Origin of the sequence: Pelosinus fermentans JBW45 (genome assembly GCF_000271665.2) — a bacterium.
GTDB classification, from domain to species: Bacteria; Bacillota; Negativicutes; order DSM-13327; family DSM-13327; genus Pelosinus; species Pelosinus baikalensis.
The window spans coordinates 4,760,202-4,781,358 of the sequence record NZ_CP010978.1; the positions used below are offsets into that span (position 1 = coordinate 4,760,202).

Annotated in this window: 16 protein-coding genes; 9 read left to right on the plus strand and 7 right to left on the minus strand. The window is 40.0% G+C overall.

Going from position 1 to position 21,157, the window contains the following annotated elements; all coding sequences use genetic code 11:
* Positions 1-135: 135 nt before the first annotated feature.
* On the plus strand, positions 136-888 hold the full coding sequence (locus JBW_RS21135) for an exodeoxyribonuclease III (protein WP_007960191.1): 753 nt from the start codon (positions 136-138) through the stop codon (positions 886-888).
* A 192-nt stretch (positions 889-1,080) separates the two neighbouring features.
* Here JBW_RS21135 and JBW_RS21140 read toward each other — a convergent pair whose 3' ends face one another.
* Positions 1,081-2,301 carry an MFS transporter gene (locus tag JBW_RS21140; RefSeq protein WP_007960190.1) on the minus strand — a complete coding sequence of 407 codons (1,221 nt, stop codon included), beginning with the start codon at positions 2,299-2,301 and terminating at the stop codon, positions 1,081-1,083.
* A gap of 645 nt (positions 2,302-2,946) precedes the next feature.
* On the opposite strand from JBW_RS21140, the gene JBW_RS21145 reads away from it, so the two are divergent.
* The 5 genes from JBW_RS21145 (at position 2,947) to JBW_RS21165 (ending at position 8,780) form a co-directional block, all read left to right on the plus strand.
* Positions 2,947-4,737 carry a TonB-dependent receptor plug domain-containing protein gene (locus tag JBW_RS21145; protein WP_007960189.1) on the plus strand — a complete coding sequence of 597 codons (1,791 nt, stop codon included), beginning with the start codon at positions 2,947-2,949 and terminating at the stop codon, positions 4,735-4,737.
* Between the two features lie 190 nt (positions 4,738-4,927).
* Complete coding sequence (locus tag JBW_RS21150) at positions 4,928-6,028, plus strand: FecCD family ABC transporter permease (RefSeq protein WP_007960188.1); 1,101 nt, start codon at positions 4,928-4,930, stop codon at positions 6,026-6,028.
* Positions 6,029-6,039: 11 nt separating this feature from the next.
* Positions 6,040-6,816 (plus strand): ABC transporter ATP-binding protein, encoded by a 777-nt coding sequence (locus tag JBW_RS21155; RefSeq protein WP_007960186.1) that lies wholly within the window; start codon positions 6,040-6,042, stop codon positions 6,814-6,816.
* Between the two features lie 13 nt (positions 6,817-6,829).
* The gene (locus tag JBW_RS21160; RefSeq protein ID WP_007960184.1) at positions 6,830-7,873 is read left to right on the plus strand and encodes an ABC transporter substrate-binding protein; all 1,044 of its coding nucleotides are present in this window, start codon (positions 6,830-6,832) and stop codon (positions 7,871-7,873) included.
* Between the two features lie 244 nt (positions 7,874-8,117).
* Positions 8,118-8,780 carry a TetR/AcrR family transcriptional regulator gene (locus JBW_RS21165; protein ID WP_007960175.1) on the plus strand — a complete coding sequence of 221 codons (663 nt, stop codon included), beginning with the start codon at positions 8,118-8,120 and terminating at the stop codon, positions 8,778-8,780.
* A 95-nt stretch (positions 8,781-8,875) separates the two neighbouring features.
* On the opposite strand, the gene JBW_RS21170 is transcribed toward JBW_RS21165, so the two are convergent.
* The 6 genes from JBW_RS21170 to citD all read right to left on the minus strand — a co-directional run bounded on the left by JBW_RS21170 (position 8,876) and on the right by citD (position 16,255).
* Positions 8,876-10,174, minus strand: a complete 1,299-nt coding sequence (locus JBW_RS21170; RefSeq protein ID WP_007960169.1) for an SLC13 family permease — start codon at positions 10,172-10,174, stop codon at positions 8,876-8,878.
* A gap of 20 nt (positions 10,175-10,194) precedes the next feature.
* Positions 10,195-11,052 (minus strand): DUF6282 family protein, encoded by an 858-nt coding sequence (locus tag JBW_RS21175; RefSeq protein WP_007960167.1) that lies wholly within the window; start codon positions 11,050-11,052, stop codon positions 10,195-10,197.
* A 78-nt stretch (positions 11,053-11,130) separates the two neighbouring features.
* The gene (locus JBW_RS21180) at positions 11,131-13,476 is read right to left on the minus strand and encodes a hydratase (protein ID WP_007960166.1); all 2,346 of its coding nucleotides are present in this window, start codon (positions 13,474-13,476) and stop codon (positions 11,131-11,133) included.
* Between the two features lie 75 nt (positions 13,477-13,551).
* Complete coding sequence (gene citF, locus JBW_RS21185; protein ID WP_007960164.1) at positions 13,552-15,090, minus strand: citrate lyase subunit alpha; 1,539 nt, start codon at positions 15,088-15,090, stop codon at positions 13,552-13,554.
* Entirely contained in the window at positions 15,087-15,974 is an 888-nt protein-coding gene (locus tag JBW_RS21190; RefSeq protein ID WP_007960162.1) for an aldolase/citrate lyase family protein, read from the minus strand. The genes citF and JBW_RS21190 overlap by 4 nt, the downstream gene beginning before the upstream one ends.
* Positions 15,971-16,255: a citrate lyase acyl carrier protein gene (gene citD, locus JBW_RS21195; RefSeq protein ID WP_007960159.1), complete on the minus strand. Its 285-nt coding sequence runs from the start codon at positions 16,253-16,255 to the stop codon at positions 15,971-15,973. Before citD ends, JBW_RS21190 begins: the two co-directional genes overlap by 4 nt.
* A gap of 161 nt (positions 16,256-16,416) precedes the next feature.
* Here citD and JBW_RS21200 point away from each other — a divergent pair, with 161 nt between their 5' ends.
* From JBW_RS21200 to cooS, 3 genes are all read left to right on the plus strand, one after another.
* Positions 16,417-17,343, plus strand: coding sequence for a LysR family transcriptional regulator (locus tag JBW_RS21200; protein WP_007960158.1), 927 nt, complete (start codon positions 16,417-16,419; stop codon positions 17,341-17,343).
* Between the two features lie 66 nt (positions 17,344-17,409).
* Positions 17,410-18,579 carry a mechanosensitive ion channel family protein gene (locus JBW_RS21205; RefSeq protein WP_235334089.1) on the plus strand — a complete coding sequence of 390 codons (1,170 nt, stop codon included), beginning with the start codon at positions 17,410-17,412 and terminating at the stop codon, positions 18,577-18,579.
* A gap of 426 nt (positions 18,580-19,005) precedes the next feature.
* Positions 19,006-21,132, plus strand: a complete 2,127-nt coding sequence (gene cooS / locus JBW_RS21210) for an anaerobic carbon-monoxide dehydrogenase catalytic subunit (RefSeq protein ID WP_036681862.1) — start codon at positions 19,006-19,008, stop codon at positions 21,130-21,132.
* Positions 21,133-21,157 lie beyond the last annotated feature (25 nt).

The following is a 21,157-nucleotide window of genomic DNA, read 5'->3' on the forward strand; positions in this document are numbered from 1 at the left end:
TATAAGTTCTTCTTCAATGGGTACATGATTCTACATGAAACAGTTTAATACCTGTCAAGACCTACATCTTATCCTTGCATTTTTTATGTCATTCACATAAACTTAAAGCAATATATTTAAGAGTGAGGTTCATATATGAAATTAATATCATGGAATGTAAATGGTTTAAGAGCATGCCTTTCAAAAGGCTTTGAAGGTTTTTTCAATACTGCAGATGCTGATATCTTTTGCATACAAGAGACAAAAATGCATCCTGACCAAGCCGAAATTGGACTTATCGGATACGAAAAATATTGGAATAGCGCTGTAAAAAAGGGATACTCCGGTACTGCCGTTTTTACACGCATAACACCATTATCTGTTATCTATGGTTTGAATATAGAAGAGCATGACCAAGAAGGCCGCCTCATCACCTTGGAGTTTGAAAATTTTTTTCTTGTAAATGTCTATACTCCCAACTCTAAGCGAGAACTCCTCCGCTTGGACTACCGTATGAGATGGGAGGATGAATTTAGAACCTATCTTATCACTCTGAATCAGAGTAAACCTGTCATTATTTGCGGCGATATCAATGTTGCTCATCAGGAAATCGACATTAAGAACCCAAAAACCAATCGACGCAATGCTGGGTTCACTGATGAGGAAAGAGATAAAATGACAGCTTTATTAGAAGCTGGCTTTACCGACACTTTTCGCCATATATATCCTGATAAAATCGATGCCTATACCTGGTGGTCCTATATGATGAATGCCAGAGCCCGCAATATCGGTTGGCGTATTGACTACTTTCTAGTGTCTAACACATTAAGAGAGGCTATTAAAGAGGCTACCATTTATCCTGATGTCATGGGCAGTGACCATTGCCCAATTGGATTGGAAATCTTTTAAGAAAACATTGCACAGTCTTAAAAAATAAAATGATTGAACCGCGAAGATGCGAAGACTGCAAAGAGAAAGGATAAAGAAAAGGAACCACAAAGGCGCAAAGGACACAAAGGGTTCTATTTATATTTTTAAAGCTCCTGTAAAGTTATCTATACACTTTGCAGGAGCTTTTTCCTATAGCCGCGATCAGCAATATTAGAACCAGTTATTCTTTGGACAGCAAACAGACTGCGCCCGTTCTTTCTTCAAGGTCAAAGCAGGTATCGCCAAACTAACTAATATAAGAGTTACACCAAATAGATAGGGTAAATTAATATGAATATCAAATAAGATACCTGCAATGGATGGGCCAATGATAATTCCCAGACTGGTATAAGCATTATTCATACCAGCCACAAAGCCTTGTTCTTCCCCTGCCATCTTGGATAATAACGTATTAATTGCGGGGCGTAAAATGGAAGTGAAGGCAATATGAAGTGTTGTTACAAGAAGTATGTACCAAAAGCTCCCTGGAAGCAGCATTAGTGCTAAAGATGCTGCTGATAAAACCAAACTCATATTGATAACCCGTTTTTCGCCAAAGCAGCGGAGCAGCCAATCAATCAATAGGGCCTGGACAAGAACACCCATTAACACACCTACCATAAGTAGAATCGCTATATCCTTAGGTGTGTATCCATATTTTACATCCACATACAGCCCAAAAACCACTTCCACACTCACTAACCCAAATGTCAAAATAAAAATCAATACCAGTAAAAATAAGTAGGGAGCCTTAAAAGACAACGCAACCTGCGAGAAGATATTTTCACTTTTTCGCAGTGAATTTCTAGCAAGTAATTGTTTCTCTTGGGATAAAGTCTCAGGTAACAGCAAAAAAGCTGCGACCATGGAGAAGGCGGAAGCAGCCGAAGCCACATAAAAGGGAAGGCGTAAGCCATATTCAGCCAAAAAACCTCCAATGCCAGGCCCAATTACAACACCAAAAGACATAGCTGCTCCTATCCAGCCGAGGCTTTTGCCGCGATTTTCCTCTGTGGTGATATCTGCCACATAGGCCGTAATTGCCGGAGTTGTAAAGGCAATACCGATTCCGCCAATCAATCTGGATACATACAGCATCCACAACTCGTTAGCCACACCGAAAAGATACTGTGATACACTAAATAAACCGATTCCAGAAACAATGATAATTTTGCGCCCATACTGGTCCGCCCACTTACCTGCAAGAGGTGAAAATAAAAATTGGGTGAATCCCATTGCCGACACCAAATAACCAAGAGTGGCGTTATTTACCCCAAAATCCTGCACAAATTTAGGTAAAATGGGGATGATCAGCCCCACCCCCACTTGAGCAATAAACATATTCACAATTAAGATCATAAGTGGCATTTTAGAATATTTCAACTTACTCATTTGCAAAAATCCTACTTTCATAAAGTATTTAAAATTTCCTTGCTCATTGTCTTTTATAGCGAGTGAATCAATCCCATGCCTCTGTGAAATATACATAACCTAAAAATAAAATATAATTTAGTATTGACTAACATTTTTGAAACGACTATAATCTTAATTGATCATGATTATCATCTTCAACAAGTTAACATCTTATCACTTTGACTGTCGTCAGTCAATTCAATTGGATATTGATCCATCAATCTGATTGATGACCCGTAGGTTATTATATTTCTTTTTTTTGCTAACCGTCAAATAAATAATTCACGTATCTCCTGCTGTTTATATTCTCTAACTATTTTTCACTATGATACGGAAAAAGAAAGGTGTGAGCTATGAAGAAATAAAACATATATTTTTTACAACACACTGACTGTCGTCAGTCAATTAGTCAGCACAGTTGCTATTTTCTCATAATTTATTACATAAGGCCATTATCTATTTTATAATTACAATAACGGAATATAAGGAGAGATTACCATTAACAAGCAGCAAAAAAAATTATTATGCTCACTATTAGGCAGTGCTATAGTATTAAGTACTTCCGGAATCGTAGCCGCTGAAGAAGCCTCCGCAACAGAAGAAACCTATAATTTCGATGAATATGTGGTAACTGCCAACCGTATTCCTGTCAAAAAGACGGAGGTTGCAGCAAATGTTACAGTAATTACACAGGAGGAAATTGAAAAAGGTGGTTTCACCCGCCTATCTGATGTTTTACGCAAAAATAATGTAGAAATGGGGGAAAGTAGCTTTGCTACGTATCCCATCCTTAATGGAGACGATCGAGTACTCGTCTTAATTGATGGACGCAAAATGAATTGGTCTCATCTCACGGTAAGCGGCAATGACCATGCTATAAATATTGATAGTCTATCTACAAAGAACATCGAGCGTATTGAAATTGTGCGTGGACCAGGCTCCTCCTTATATGGCAGTGATGCCGTAGGCGGAGTTATTAATATTATCACTCGGAAAGCAGAAACAACCAGTACATCCATTGCTTCTGAATTTGGCAACTGGGGACTTCGCAGATATTCTCTTACAACTGAGGGAAAGACAAATGGCATAGGTTATTTTATCACGGCTGAGCAGAAAAAAAGAGACAGCTTTGAATATAAAGATGCAAAAACAGGTACAACAAAAACCTTTGCAGATAGTCAAATTGATCAAAAATTGATCACTCTTCGATTAGATAAAGAATTGGGAGAAGGACGTGCACTCTCCTTACAAGTTGACCATACAGAAGATCAACAAGGTTTCGGTGCTGCTCTTAATAGTGGCGCTGTTTCTTATCCTGGCGGATACGAGGATTTATCATCTAACAATATCGCATTGACTTATAGTTGGAAGCAAAACACAGAGGCAGAAAACTTTTTTCGTGTATATCGTAACGCCTCGGAAGGAACCACTTATAATTCTTTATTAAAATCAGATGGGATTAGCCCCTATTCATATGACCTTAATGCTAAAGGTGCTGAGTGGCAGCAGAGTTGGAAATTGAACGAAAATCAGACCCTGTTGGGTGGCGCAAATTGGCGTCAAGAGCATTTAGATGATGAAGACTCTCTAAATCGCAGCGTTTCTACAAAATCTGTTTTCCTAGAAAACAGATGGAAACTTCCTAGCAAATGGACTTTATCTGTAGGTACACGCTATGACGATCAAAGTATCGTTGGTGACAACACTACTTCTCGCTTAGCTATCAATCGCGAAATCAACGAAAATACCAATATCTATGCATCTTGGGGACAATCTGTAAGAAACCCTACTATTGCTCAGCTTTTTAGTAATACATCTTATTGGATAGGAAATCCCAACCTTAAGCCAGAAACAGGAAGTACCATTACAGTAGGCATGAATACCAAATTTAAAGGTGGGACAAAACTTCAAGCCAGCCTTTACAGTAGTCAACTTAAAAATGCTCTTGACTGGAGATGGGACGGCATTACTCAATACTTCAACGTGGATCGTGAAAAAAGACAAGGATTAGACTTAAATTTCACTCATAAATTATCACCTCAGTGGGATTTATCTGCTGGCTATGCTTACACAAAAATTAAAAGAAAAACTGATGGTGCTTCAAGTTATACTAATGATATTAATAATAGTCAACCAAACGGATACCATTTAGGGGTGCAGTATAACCAGGATAAATGGAATGCAGACCTTACAATGCGATCCGCAACTGGTCGTAGCTTAGAAGGATACACATCAAAATCTTATCTAACACTAGACATGGTAGTAAACTACCAGCTCAATTCCAGTACTCGCATATATGCGAAGGGTTACAACTTGACTAATGAAGCTTACGAACTAGCACATGTCTGGTATGATGCAGGTTCTTATCCTATGCCAGGACGAAGCTTCTACGTCGGCGTAGAGCATCGTATGTAAATTCTACTACAATCAAATATGCACTGCCCCCATTGTTGGCGGGCAGTGCATATTCATTTATCTAAAATGATGTAGTTTACAAAAAGCGCAGCACCCTTTAGAATGAGTATTGAGGATTCTTCTCAATAGCATTCTAAAGGATGCCCCCTGCCATTAGTTGCCAAAAATGAAGTAGGAGATTTTTACAAATATGACACAATTAAAACAGCGACCATCCATTGAATACGATGCTGTCATCCAAAAGAATCATGTTTTTTTACTTTTGCTGACAGGCCTCGGTATACTTGCTTTACTCTCTATGTTACTGGCAGTTGGTTTGGGCACGGTAAAAATCCCTCCTGACATCGCCTATAAGATTATTGCTTACAAACTGTTTCATTTAAATATCGATAACGTGATGAGCCAGGTGTCCCCTGCTCATATGGATATCATATGGCAAATCCGTTTGCCTCGTGTTATTCTGTCTGCTGTTGTAGGCGCAGGCCTTGCTATGTGCGGTACTGTCATGCAGGCTTCTGTGCAAAATCCTCTAGCAGAACCCTATATTCTTGGTATATCCGCCGGAGCTTCCCTCGGTGCAACTTTCTCCATCCTTATCGGCAGCGCCTCTGGATTATTCTTTGATCTTGGTACTGCCGTTTGGGCATTTGTCGGGGCATTGGGAGCGTCCTTCTTTGTTCTGGTCTTATCGGGTATCGGGGGTAGAATGTCAACTGTGAAAATGGTTCTATCCGGTTCTATTGCCAGTGCTTTATTCATAGCCCTCTCAAATTTACTGGTATATATCTCCAATGATGCAGAAGGCATTCGCAGCGTCACCTTCTGGAATATGGGATCATTAGCCGCAGCTAAATGGGATAATCTAATGTTACCCGTTGTTGGAGTTACCCTGTGTTGTCTATTCTTTCTATTTCAATCCCGCACCCTCAATACCTTACTCTTAGGAGAGGAGGCTGCTATCACCTTAGGCATCAATCTGACGAAAATACGTCGTATATATATGATTATTACGGCCCTCATTACAGGACTGATCGTTTCTGTCTGCGGTATTTTTGGGTTTGTGGGACTGGTAATTCCCCATGTGGTGCGTGGTCTAGTCGGGTCAGATCACAGACGTTTAATGCCAGGTACTATCCTAATCGGAGCTATTTTCTTAACATGGGCTGATGTATTGGCACGCATCATTTTGAAAAGTGGTGAATTGCCCATCGGTATCATCACGGCCGTAGTGGGAGCACCCTTTTTCATGTATATTCTGTTTAAGCAGTCCTTTGATTTTGGAAATAAGTAAGGAGGTTCGGAATGGATCTGGAATTAAAAAATATTAATGTAAAGTTTGGCGATAAAAACATTATTCAAGATATTTCCTTGGCGGTTGCCAAAGGAGAATTTGTAGGCATCATTGGCCCCAATGGCAGTGGAAAGTCCACATTATTGCGCACCATCTATCGAATCATTCAGCCCAATAGCGGCATGATTCTGTTAGACGGACAGAATCTAAAAGATGTTAAATTATCCGAATCCGCTAAAAAAATGGGGGTCGTAGGACAATTCAATAGCATTAACTTTGATTTTACAGTGCTAGACATGGTTATGATGGGGCGTACACCTCATAAAAGCTTATTAGGCTCAGATACCCCTGCCGATTATGCAATTGCTATGGAGTCCATCCGAAAAGTAGGTATGGAGAAACACGCTAATCGTAGTTTTTCCACCTTATCTGGGGGTGAAAAGCAGCGAATTATATTAGCGCGCGCTTTGACCCAGCAGCCTCAATTATTAATTTTAGATGAACCGACAAATCATTTGGACATTAAATATCAGCTCCAGATTCTTTCAATTGTAAAGTCACTTGGTATTGGTGTACTTGCGGCGCTGCATGACCTAAGTCTGGCAGCAATGTACTGCCATAAATTATATGTATTAAAAGAAGGCACTGTAATCACAAGTGGCGTACCGAATGAAATTCTAACTCCCCAACTGGTCCGAGATGTATATGAAATTGAATGCGATATTCAAAAGAATCCAGCTACAGGCTATCTTTCTATTACGTATTACCCCACTTGTCGCCATGCTTAAGAGGAGATGTATAATGAAAAAAACGAGACTGAGCCCGATTATCCTTATCCTATGCTTTATGGGCATCCTGTCACTAGCAGGCTGTGGTCAATCCAATCCTGCTGCTATACCAAAAGCTGCCTCAACCCCTTCCCAAAGCAATGATGCAAAGTATCCCGTTACCATCTCTAATTACGACAGTTATGAAAACCCAATTTCCTATACCTATAAAAAGGCTCCTGAAAGAGTGGCCATTATTCACCCAGGCGCAACGGAACTGCTGTTAGAATTGGGCCTTGAAGACCGTATTTTATCCACCATCGCCCCCTATGGTGCTCCTTTAGACCGGATAGCCGAGAAATATGCCAAGCTTGCCATCATGAGGGCCAAATATCTTCCTTCCCAAGAAGAATTACTGGAAATGCAGCCCGATATGATCATTGGCTGGGCTCATAATTTCCGTTCCAGCGAACTGGGAGATGTAAAGTCCTGGCAGGAACGCGGCATTGGAACCTTTGTAATGCAAAGTACACTAACCAAAAGCGAACCCACTCTCGATAATGTCGTCTATGCCTTTATTGCTGATATGGGCACCATCTTCGGCATTCCGGAAAAAACGACTCCTTATATCCAAAACCTCAAAGACCGCGTTGGCAAAATCCAAGCAGCGACCAAAGACATTCCTCAGAAAAAAACAGTGATTGTACTGCAAGATCATTTCAATGGCACCTTTTCGGTCTATGACAGCCATTATTTAATTAGCAACATGATCGATCTCGCTGGTGGCAAGAACCTTTGCCAAGACATCACCTCCTTTGTCGGTGCCGAAAAAGTACTGGCCTTTGACCCGGATTTCATTATCTATGTATCCCATGATAAAAATGAAGGTGCAAAGGATCTTACTGATGAAGAAGCATTAAAAGCGTTACATGAAGTCTCAGCATTACAAAGTATGAGAGCAATTCAGAAAGGCAGCATTATTAACCTTCCTTTCTTCACTGTTAACAACGGTGGAATCCGTACAGTTGACGCAATCGAGAAAATTTCTCATGCACTCTATCCTGAACAATATCAATAAAAAAACGTTATGTGTACTTTAAAACATAGAAAGTAAACCGAACCGCAGAGACGCAGAGAACACAGAGAAAAGACAGATAGGGTTAAAAATTCCCCTCAGCGTCCTCTGCGTCTCTGCGGTTAAATCGTTCTATTTGCTCTGTTTGCCATTGCGAACAGAGTGAAGCAATCTCTTGACAAAATTTTCTTTTTTATTTAAAATGTTAACTGATCGTAGTCAGTTTCATGGAAGAGGGGTGTTCTTTATGATTAGAGTTACGAAAGATCCTGAAATACGTCAGGCTGAGCTGATGGATGCAGCGCAAGAACTATTTATTTTGCTGGGATATCAGCAAACTACAGTAAGTACGATTGTGAAAAAGGTGGGCGTAGCCCAAGGAACATTCTATTATTATTTTGCTTCTAAAGAAGCGATCTTAGAAGCGATATTTGCCCGCCATGTGACAACTATGCTGCTGGAAGTTCAGACCTTTTATTCCGACAAAAATACGGTATTAGAGAAATTACAACTATTTTTTAACCTTTTCTATAAATTATGCTACTGTGATGAACCAGGCCTAATCGGCAAGATTTTATATAAAGAGAAACAGGGTTTGTTAATTAATAAACTTTGGCGGCAAATGCTGTTCACTACGCAGCCAATCTTTAAAGGAATCCTAGAGCAAGGCAACAAAGAAGGGCTAACAAATGTCATACATATGGATGAAACATTTTCTTTTTTTGCTGGCATTATGGCTGCCTTACTGGAAGCAAGCTCGCCTTTAGAGTTTGATCGTGAAGTAGATCCTATCATCGTAGCGAATAAATTAGAAATTGCCGGAAAATTAATTGAAAATTTATTAGGAGCACCTGTCGGCAGCATTCACTTAGACCCATTGGATAGTAAACACTGTCTACAGCAGCTGTAATATGGTGCTGCATCTTTTACATGGTCAACAAATAGAAAGTCCCTGCTATATTCCATAAACAGAATATAGCAGGGACTTTTATTATGAATACTGTCTTATATCATAACGGAGATTATGATACTTACAATTGCAGCAGCTCCAAGACACATCGGAACTGCTTTGAACAACAAATTGGAAAATAAGCTGTTACGATCCTCTTCATTGGTGCATGAGCCTAATAACAGGCTGCCGCCGGAAGAGAAGGGAGAAATCGCAGTCGCTTGAGCACCAATAACAACACTAATGAACAGAACCATTGGGTTAATGCCCGTTGCAGCTACAATAGAAGGAATAATGGGAAATAAAGCTGGAGTAACCACTCCTAGTGTACTACTAAAAAATGACATAATTCCACCAACAATGCTTAGTGCAATAGGCACCAGGAAAGCAGGCATATTACCTCCAATCCATTTTGCAAGAAGTTGAATAGTTCCGGCTTTGATCGCCACTGAAATCAGCATTCCAACACCACAAATCATAATCAGAGTACTCCATGGAACCTTAGCAACAACCTTTTTCTCATCAGCAAGCTTAAGCATAAGTGCCACTACAGAAAACACGATGGAAATAAGTCCAATGTCAATTTTAGAATTAATAAAGGTAATCGTCTTGTTAAGAGGAAGGATTATATGCAGAACAGGAGCAGCCAGTACAATAGCCATCATCAAAATAATAAGATATAAGGTTGTCTTTTGCTTCTGATCAAAAGGCTCTGGTTTTTCAATATTCAAGTTTCTACTAAGTGTCTTTTTCGTATTGGTGAATATTAGTAGTCCGGAAATAACCAGAATGGGAATAATCATAGTGCTTATAAATATGGCAGTTGTATAGCCAAAAGCTATTTCAGCAGGATAACCGGCAGATTCAATTAAGCTTTTAAAGATAATGCCGCTTTGACTGGTCATGAAGTTAGCCCCTGCCAGTGCACCATAGTTTGCGGCCACCGCGCCGATCATTTTGCTCATGCCGGTCTTTTCACACAGCAGAAGTGTAATGGGGGCCATGAAAGCCAAGACTGTAAAAAAGCCTGCACCTAAGCTAGCAATCAGTACTGCTGCAAAGAAAATAACAAATGGAAGTATCCGTGGAACTTTGCGACAACTATACAATAGATACGTAGCTAGTTTCTCCAATGTGCCATTTACAAGAGCAAAGTTATAGAAAAGAGAAACTGCAAAAATAACAAAGAAGATGCTCATTGGCCACATACTTATGACTTCACTGGTCTTTAGGTTTAAAAAGAAGCACCCGATAATGTACGCAAAGGAAATAGCAAAAAATCCGGTATTAATCTTAGTCTTATAACCTAGGGCAATCGAAATTGCAATTGCAAGCACTACAATAAAGCTAATCATATTTTTCCTCCTTGTATAAACTATTCATTTAATCCAAGTAGCATCGATGGGATTTTCTTGGTCATTACGTCAAGCTGTTCTTTGGTAATGCCATTGTCAGCCAGATACTGCATGTATTCTTCCAATGCCAGCTCCCAGTTAGGATTCTCAACCTGTCCACCATCTGTGTCAACCATTACGTTCTTATAACCGACTTCCTTTATGATCAGTAGATTATCTTCAAGATTGCTCTTGTAAAGACCACCACCCATAGGCTGAGCGTAACATCTTTCCAAATATACATCATAGTCCTTTACAATTCTTATCTGATCTTCATGGGACATTCCTACAACCCAAAATTCCGGATGAGTAATAACAATTTTATTTAAGCCCATACTTTTCGCCTGATCAACCACAGGAAAAATTTCTTCTGGAGATAAATGCCCTGTTCCAAGAACAGCATCATATTCCTTAATCATTTTAAAGATTTCCTTAAGGGGTTCCTTTACTTTTCCATTGTCTAAGCATTCAATACCGCCAGTCTTTCCGTTTTTCCGCAATTGATTAGCAGCATGGGTTGTTGGCAGCCAGACTACTTTAGCACCCATTTTCAGACCAGTTTCTACTGCGATGGGATTCAGACCGCCAATGGCATGATTTAAAGTTATGCTGCCAAACATCGTAAAGTTGTTACTTCCTTTATGGACAATTTTATTATGCTCATTTACCAGAAATGCTCGATTCATGGTTGTACCATGGTGAGATTTAATTACAATTGCCCGAGCACCGACCCTGATTCCAGCCTCCATCATTTGAAAATCGTTGTAGGCCCTTTCTCGGATATCTGGCAATGAATGAACATGCATATCAATGACGCCTTTTAGTGAAACTTTTTCCATAATATCTCTACCTCTCCTTTCATTCTTTTCATTTTGTGACCAATTTTTCTAGAATACCGTCCCAACTAATATTAATTTTTAACCTTTGTTAGATTTCACATAATAATTGATCAAAGAACCCGCCAAGATAATATCTCGGTCATTCCTTGACAAATTCTCAAGCTTTAAATCGATAGCATTTTTACCATGAGAATTTATAATGAAAGCTTGAATTTTATCTGCACCATTTTCAATTGCCTTACGAATTTCTGGGATGTATAGGAAATCATCCACGGAAAGCTTCCCTTTGTCATCCTCATCAATTGTAAAAGGAATCATGCCCCAATTCATCAAATTGCTGCGATATCGTTTGGTAGCATATTCAATAGCAATATTTGCATCCCCCCCTAAAACTCTTTGGCAAGAAGCTGCCTGTTCTCGTGCTGAGCCATCACCAGGTTTGATGGCAAAGATAATACTGCCAAGCCCTGTATTTATGATCAAGTTTTGCAGTTGTTCTGCTGTTTGTCCATCTTCTAGATTTGCTAAAAAAAGCTCTTCAATTTCTTCGAACCCTTGCCCTTGCTCTAATAAAGCTTGGCGTTTTTGCTCCATTTTTTGAATTGCTTTCGCTCTGCCGACATATTGAGGATCTCTGCGAGATAAAGTAAACTCAGCCAGTTTTAAGGGGTTTGAACGATAAGATGAAGTTTCACCTGAAGGTATGAGCTCATCCGTTGTCGTAACAGGATCTAAAAGCACAGCCGAAATTTTAAGTAACAGGTTCTCTGGCAATGACCGTATCTTTGGCCACGGAATAATATTAGGTCCAAAAACTAGGTCTTCTTCCGGATGAGGCTTCCCAAACCCTTGGTATATTCGATTCCTATAGATCTCCTGATTGAATGTATATGGTAATACCACGGAGGAAAAGTCAACTTCAGTTGCCGCTGTTAGGATGCCGCCATGTAAAGCAGTCGCTGCAATGGAACGGGCATCCATCAATGCCACTGAGGCTAATTGACCATTATCTGGTTTAGAGCCTTCACGGTTCAGGAAATTTCGAGTAGTATGACGAATACTAAGGGCATGATTAGCAGGGACATCGCCAGCACCAAAACAAGGACCACAGAATGCCGATCGTATGCTAGCGCCTGCAATCGTCAATTTTTCAATAGAACGGTTATTCATAAGTTCAAGAAATACAGGTTGGCTGGAAGGATATACACTTAAGGAAAACTCGCCCAGAGATTTTTTCCCAAGGATCTGCGCCATCGCCACAATATTTTCATAAGTACCGCCAGCACAGCCAGCAACAACAGCTTGCTCTACTTTTAGCCGGGCATTAACGATCTTATCTGTTAATTGAAATGTAACATTGGGATTGTCAATCAACTTGCGGCCTTCGGCTTCCACTTGGTGCAGAATGTCAGCCATATTTTGGTTTAGCTCAGAAATGGTCCAGGCATTGCTGGGATGAAAAGGCAACGCAATCATCGGTTCAACACGACTTAAATCTACTTTTACTAATCCATCATAGTAACTCACTTCCTGAGGATCTAACTTCCGATAAGCGTCAGAACGACCATGAATCTTGTAATATTCTTCTACCTGTTCATCAGTACGCCAAATGGAAGATAGACAAGTGGTCTCTGTAGTCATAACATCAATGCCATTGCGATAATCCACAGTAAGGTTAGTGATGCCAGGCCCAACAAACTCCATGACCTTGTTTTTGACCATGCCATTTTTAAACACTGCCTTGATGATAGCAAGAGCAACATCTTGAGGTCCAACACCTGGTGCCGGGCAGCCTTCAAGATATACCGCAATCACTTCTGGGTAACGAATATCATAGGTACGCTCAAGAAGTTGTTTAGCGATTTCCCCGCCGCCTTCACCGATAGCCATAGTTCCTAAGGCTCCATAACGGGTATGACTGTCGGAACCGAGAATCATCTTGCCACAACCAGCCATCATCTCACGCATGTACTGATGAATGACCGCTTGATGCGTAGGAACAAAGATTCCTCCATATTTGCGAGCGGCTGAAAAGCCAAAAACATGATCATCTTCATTAATGGTACCGCCAACAGCACACAGGCTATTATGACAATTTGTCAGTACATAAGGCAAAGAAAATTCTTTCAAACCGCTGGCAATAGCGGTCTGAATAATTCCCACATACGTAATATCATGAGAAGCTAACGCATCAAAACGCAGCTTCAAATTGCGTTTGTCCGCTGTCATATTGTGCTCAGTAAGAATTTGATATGCAATGGTACCTGTGCGAGCACGCTCTTGCTCTATATTAGACTCCAACAATGGAGCAAGTCCCTCATAAGCCAACCGATTATTAATCTCTACTAAGCTAAGCTTATCAGCATCTTTTATAACGACCTGCCCCTTTAAAAGATAGATAGCTTGATCCAATACTTCAACCATAGTAACTCCTCTTTCTCTTCATCGTTATTAGTTCATAAAAAATTAAATTACTTTCTAATATTTCTCTCACTTTAGTCATGCAGTTGGTCGAATCACATCAATTAAAGTTCCATCCCGATATTCAACCACCGCAGCGATCTTATCACTCACTTCAATGGGATCAGGCTTACCAGCAAATTCATAAGCAATATTTCTCAGCTCTTCTATATCCATAAGAGGAATATTAGCTGCTTTCAAATTCTCCTTTAAATCTGCACGTAAGGGGTTAACTGCTACTCCCCGTTCCGTAACAATGATATCCACCGTCTCTCCAGGAGTACAAACCGTATGTACCTGATCGATTACCATCGGCAAACGACCACGTAAGAGTGGTGCCACCACAATCGACAACGCAGCACCTGCTGCCGTATCTTGATGACCTCCTACAGCTCCCATAATCACACCATTGGAATCCGTAATGACATTCACATTGAAGTTTACATCCACTTCAGTAGCACTTAAAATAACTACATCAAGCTGGTTCACAATCGGTCCGCCATTATGGGGATTTGCATAAAAAGCAGCCGACATTTCCTGATGATTTCTATTTTTCTTTATGGATTCTATGGACGGAATATCAAAATCTTGTACATCATATACGGCCTTAATGAGCCCCTCTTCTAACATTTCAATAAAAGGTGCCGTTACACCACCCAAACCAAAACTAGCGGTAATGCCTTGTTTCTGCATTTTTCCCTTTAGGAATCGCGCAGCTGCTAAGGATGCTCCGCCACTGCCTAGTTGGATGGAATAGTCTTGTTTAAAATATCCAGAGTGCTCAATGGCAGTGGTAGCATATTGAGCGATGAGTAATTCCCGGGGATCTTTACTGATTCTTAGTGCTCCCGAGGCAATTCCTTTGGGGTCGCCAATCGCTTCTACTGGCACAATATAATCAACTTGCGTTTGTGGAATACTGATGGGAAAAAGAGGATATGGCACTAAATGATCGGTTATAGCCACTACTTTATCCGCATAAGCTGCATCCACCATTGCATATCCCAAAGAGCCGCAGGCTGATTTTCCTTCCACGCCGTTGATATTACCATAGGTATCACAGGCAGGTGCCCCAATAAAAGCAACATCAATGTGTAGTTCACCGCATTCAATGGCTCTAGCCCGTCCACCATGAGAACGAATAATGGTTGGTTTGGAGAGTTTACCACTGGTCAAAAGCTGCCCTAGTTTACCCCGGGCACCACTAGTTTCTACCGCAATAATCACACCTTGCTCGATATAGGGAATGATTTCTTCATTAATAGTATTAAGAGAACTAGGTGCAAGAGTCAGATCTTTAATGCCTTTCTTAGCAATGACAGCCATCACCATATTTAAGACATAATCGCCATTACGAAAATGATGATGAAAGGAAATGGTCATACCATCTTTTAAACCAGATGCCTCAATTGCCTGCTCAATGGATGCAAGGACCTTTTCCGAACGTGGTTTATTCACTTTAATAGCAGAACCCGTTAAGCGGCCGGTTGGCACGTAGGAAAAAGGACCGATATAAGGCTTTACATTTTTAATTCCCACTATACTTTCTGGGATTTCTCTACCAACGCCATTCATCATAAGGTTGTCCCCCCTTCGTTCTTGCCAACTGCATTTGCATATGCTAATGTTCTTTGTGCCCTCTTCACAACTGGAATATCAATCATCTTACCATTTAGCGATACAACGCCCGATTTACGGGTCAATGATTCTTCATAGGCTGAAATAACTCTTTGTGCATGATCAATTTCTTTTTCCGTTGGTGTGTAAATCTCATGCACAATGTTTATTTGTCGTGGATTGACTACGGATTTGCCATCAAAGCCCATCTCTTTAATCCGAGTAGTTTCAGCAATAAAGTCTTCTTCATTATTAACATCACCAAATACTGTGTCAATGGCATGAATCCCCGCTTCTCTGGCTGCCAAGATCAATTGTCCTCTGCCTGCAAAAAATTCTTTGCCGTCTTTGGTTCGAGAAGTCTGTAAATCGGCTAAGTAATCTTCCCCTCCAATAGCAATTGCTACCATTCGTGGGCTTGCTGCAGCAATATCATAAGCGTTGCGGATTCCCTTTGCTGTTTCAATGGCAGCCATCATGTTAATGCTGCCAGGAAGGAATCCATGTTTTATTTCAGCAGCAGTAATCAGCTCATCAATTTCCTCAATATCAACAGCTGTTTCTGCTTTAGGCAGGCGTATGAGATCGGGTTTTACGGCTAAAATGGTTTCTAAATCTTTATAGCCAAAAGGAGTGCTGATGTGATTAATGCGTACTGCAACTTCACAAGAATAGTGGATGAATTTCATGGCGTTATATACCAAATGACGCGCCGCATCTTTCTCGCTAAGGGCCACGGAATCTTCTAAATCAAAGATAATGGTATCCGCTCCATAGATTCCCGCATTGATTAGCATGCCTGGATTATTGCCGGGTACGAACATCATGGTTCTGCGTAATTTCATCCTAGTACCTCCTCTGCTGCTCTATCAATTGCCGTCATCATACGAGCTCGAATTGTGCAATCTAAAGCACCTCTATCATTAGCTGCTACATGGACAGCATCAATACCTTGTTCGCGCAAGACCTCCTGAATCACATTTTTGATTTGACGGCCATACTTTTTCAGCACGGGACTGGTCAGCTCAACATGAATTCCTTTATCTGCTGAGACAGGCGTAAGAATGATTAAAATGTCATTTGACTCAACTGTGCCAGCTTGACTTGGCTGAATAATTTGTAACATACAATACCTCCAACGTATTTTCAAAAGATGATTTATTGTTGTTATCTTCAGAATCTTTCTATTTCAATTGAATTGTACTATAATAAACTCAATAAATAAAATATCGATATTTTATAAAATCCATAAAATATTTTTATGGCTACTTAAAGTGAGGAAATACAATGGATGATAAAGATTGCATCATTTTAAAAATTATCTCTGAAGAAAAAAACATTACTAAAGCAGCTGAACGTCTATATATTTCTCAGCCAGCTCTCAGTTATCGTCTAAAGAATCTTGAAAAAGAATTTAAAGCTCAAATTGTTATACGAAATACTACAGGGATCGTCTTTACCCCTCAAGGTGAAGAATTACTGGCCTATGCCTTAGAAACACTCACCAAGTTGACAACCATTCGAGAGCGTATCCATAATATGAAAAATTCGGTACAAGGCTCTTTACGTATCGGAACTTCTTCCGTTTTTGCTCATTGTGAACTCCCTTCCATACTCAAAGGGTTCCTTACTCTCTATCCCAATGTCGAGATATCAGTAAAAACAGGCTTAAGTTCTAACATGTATACATTACTGCAAAAAGAAGAAACGACGATTGCCATTTTACGGGGCGATCGTTTCTGGCCGGAAGAAAAATACATGCTGAGTGAAGAACCACTTTGTCTTGCGGCCTGCCAGCCAGTTGATTTTAAGGATTTACCCTATCTTCCTCGTATTCATTATGGAACAGATTCTGCGCTAAAAGATATGGTCCATAATTGGTGGCGTGAATCATATCCTTGCCCATCAAAAATAACGATGGAAGTCGATAGTATGGATACCTGCCGGCAAATGGTTCTCCACGACCTGGGATGGGCGATCTTACCAGCTATCGGCTTAAAAGAACAGCCCTCACTTTTTACACGAGAATTATACTGGCGTGATAATACCCCTGTTCTACGAAGAACATGGATGTTATGTCGCACTTCATCCCTAAACCTTTCTGCAGTTCAAGCTTTCGTCGACTATATAAAAGATTGTTATCACTTAAACAATTCGATCCACTTGCCTTCCCATAAAATAATTCATCCCTCATTGTCAGATTTTCAAGCATAACTTTGTTACAATCCAAAACCTTCCTATTATTATTCATTGCAGACTAAAGCAAAAAGAATTACAATAATGACTAATGAATCACTTTTTATAACAGGGGGTAGATATATGGATTATAGCTTTTGGAGTACTGCCACACATTATTATCAGCTAATCGAAACTGCTTTTAGTTATGAGCATGGATATCGTTTAGGAGTATCAATAGTCATTTTTTTATTTTTTTGGCTATTTAGAAATAAATTTACAAAGTACATTCTTTATTTGCTAATAAAAATTTGTAACACAAAAGCAACTGCAAATGAATATTTAATAACTGCATTTAGGTGTCCTTTAGTAAATACAATCGTCGCATTAGGAACTTATCTAGCATTACGAAATATTTTTCCTCTTACCTATGATCATTTATTGGATCAACTGTTACGTTCTTTCATTGTTCTCTTTATGGCCCATGGCATACATACGTTAGTGAAGCTTTATGGAAACAATGTGGAAGAATTAGGTAATGTTCTTGATATCAACGTTGATAAGATCTTGATTCCATTCTTCTCAAAAATGATCCGCTTTCTAATCCTGTCACTTGCCTTTGTAACAATTTGCAGTAACTGGGGATACGACATTAATGGTTTTATCGCAGGTCTCGGTTTAGGCGGGCTTGCGTTTGCATTGGCAGCTAAAGATCTGCTAGCCAATATATTTTCAGGAATGGTGATTATTGCAGATCGCCCCTTTAGCATTGGCGACTGGATAAAAACAAGTGATTTGGAAGGAACCATAGAAGATATCAATTTTCGAAGCACCAAAATTAGAACCTTTGAGCACGCTTTGGTAACAGTACCAAATTCCAATCTTATCAATGCTCCTATTATTAATTTCACAAAACGAGAAATGCGCAGGATTACCTTCAATCTTGGAGTAACATACGACACTCCAAGTCATGCCCTCAAAAAGTGCATTGAAAAAATTCAGTACATGCTTGTGCAGCATCCTTCCATTGATAATAAGACGATTTTTGTAAAGTTTGATTCATTTGGTGAAAGCGGCTTACAAATCTTTATGTATTTTTTCACAAAAACTACAATCTGGGAAGAATATTTAAATATCAAACAAGATATTAACTTTCAAATCCTGAAAATACTAGAAGAAGAAAATGTAAGCATTGCCTTCCCTAGAACCAGTCACTATTTCGAAACACCTCTTCAAATCGTTAATCCGGCTCAATCAATTTTGACAAAAGAGTAAAAAATAAAAAGATCGCTGCTGTATGGCTAAAATAGTCCAAACAGGTACAGCGATCTTTTTATCTTTTAAATAAGCCTTTTATAGGCTTATTTTTTCTACTCCTTCCATTTTAGTTAGAAACTCTGGTCCTATATCGTCGAATGCACGGAAACGTTATCGCAATTATCATTCATATAGCCCCTTTGCGTATGATTTATAAAAGATATGAAGATACTAAAATAAAACCATGAAGTATCAGAAATGGAGGAGATATTATGATAAGGGTAGCCATGTCAATCGTTGTGCTTTCTCACCAAGCTAATGGATAATGCAGCCTATGTGGTTACACATGTATATGCTCGTGCTAACGTTGTAACAGCAAGGGTTGATAAATGAATATTCACAGGAAAATTGTTGAAACTATAATAAGAAGGAGAGATTATGCTAATGTCAAATGAGAAAGAAACATTAATTAAAAGTTCGGATCAAACTAGTCGTGGTGATGTGGAGTCAATTGCTGGGAAAGGTGACGCAAGCGGTACCAATAATCCTAATGCACATTTTGATGTTCATGAGAATGCTAAAAAATACTATGATATTGAAAAATCGCCTGCTTCTATGGAGGAAGTACATAAATGGCAGCGCCAGCATATTAAAACCCATGATCAGAGTAAAGATGGGTTTCCCCTTAATATAATAGTCGATCCTGCCATGCGTGAAATGTATCAGCACGTTCACGCGCAAGGTCTCACTAATGTTTTTGATCGGTTCGAGCAACAGGAGAAGATTCGCTGTAATTTTTGTACATCCGGTTTATCTTGTCAATTATGTGCCAATGGTCCCTGTCGTATTAATGCCAAGACGCCCCGAGGTAACTGCGGTGTTGATGCAGATGTAATGGTCTCGAGAAATTTTGTGTATCGCCACGTCACGATTGGAACTTCAGCAAATATATTCCACGCGCAGCAAGCTGCACGTACTTTGAAAGCAGCTGCCGAAAATCCCAATAGTGGTTTAAAAATCCGTGATAAAGAAAAATTACTCAAATATGCAGAAATGGCTGGATTAAACAGCCATGAAGATGTAAATAAAGTGGCGGTTAATTTCGCCAATTGGGTGCTTGAAGATATGGGGAGACCTTATTGGGAAGAGTCGGCAATGACCAAAGTCTTTGCTCCTCCTAAACGTCAAGAATTATGGCGCAAATTAGGCTTATTCCCAGGTGGTGGTTTTAGTGAAATCGCATTAGCGCAAACAAAGTGCATGACAAATCTGAATGCCGATCCAGTTGATTTTTTACTCACTTCCGTACGATTAGGTGTCGCAAATGAATATCAAGGCTTATTTGCTCTCGATATTTTACAAGAAATATTAATGGGTACACAAAAGATAAGAACTGCAAAACAAAATATGGGCTTACTCAATAAGGATATGGTAAATATTATTACCAATGGACATATGCCGCTTACAGCACACGTTGTAATTGAATTAGCTTCCACTCCTAAATGGCAGGAAAAGGCACGAAAAGCAGGTGCAACGGGTCTTCAGATATTAGGTCATGTTTGTGAAGGGCAACAGCTGCTTAACTATGAAGATACTGGGAAGATGAGCGCGTACGGTGGTCAGGAAGGGGAATGGTTGTCAGAAGAATATCTGTTAGCAACTGGGGCAGTGGATCTATTTATGTTTGATTACAATTGTACGATTCCGACCCTGCCCTTATATGCTAAGCGCTTTGGCACTACTATGGTTAGTACCCATGAAGTCATTCGTATGCCTGATACACAAGTTGTAGAATTTAAGCCTGAAGAGATGAGTACACAGGCGGAAAAGATCTTAAATATGGCAATTGAGGCGTATTCTAAGCGAAAAGCAGAAAATAGAGAAGTCTATATTCCCCCACATGTGTCTGATTGTATGATTGGTTTTAGTACCGAATCAGTAAAAGCAGCTTTAGGTGGTTCGTGGAAGCCACTGATAGATGCAATTGTAGAGGGGAAAATTCGCGGGATTGCTACGATCGTTGGCTGTACAACTGCTCGATATGGACAAGGTGGTAGTAACATTTTCCGGATTACGAAAGGTCTTATTGAAAAAGACATCCTAGTACTATCTGGTGGCTGTACTTCATCCGTAATGCAGTATACTGGGCTGGCAGATCCCAAGGCAGCGGACGAAGCGGGAAGTGGCTTGAAGGCAGTGTGTAAGGCATTAGGAATTCCGCCAGTACTCTCTTATGGTGCATGTGTAGACATTGGGAAAATGACCCAGACGGCTAAAGAGATTGCTGACGCGCTAGATGTAGATACGAATATGCTGCCAATTGTTATTGGTGCACCTGAATATTTAGAGCAAAAGGCAGTTGCCGATGCTTGTACTGCCATTGCCCTGGGGTGGCTAGTACATGTTGCCCCAGTTCCTTCGGTGACAGGGAGCGATTTAGTAGTAAAAACACTAACAGAAACGACTGAAACCTTGGGTTTGGGCAAATTGACAGTGGAAACATCTGCGGACAAAACCGTTCAAATTTATGTAGACCATATTGAGAAAAAGCGCAAAGAGCTTGGAATATAGGTCACTATACTAGAAGAAAAAGGAA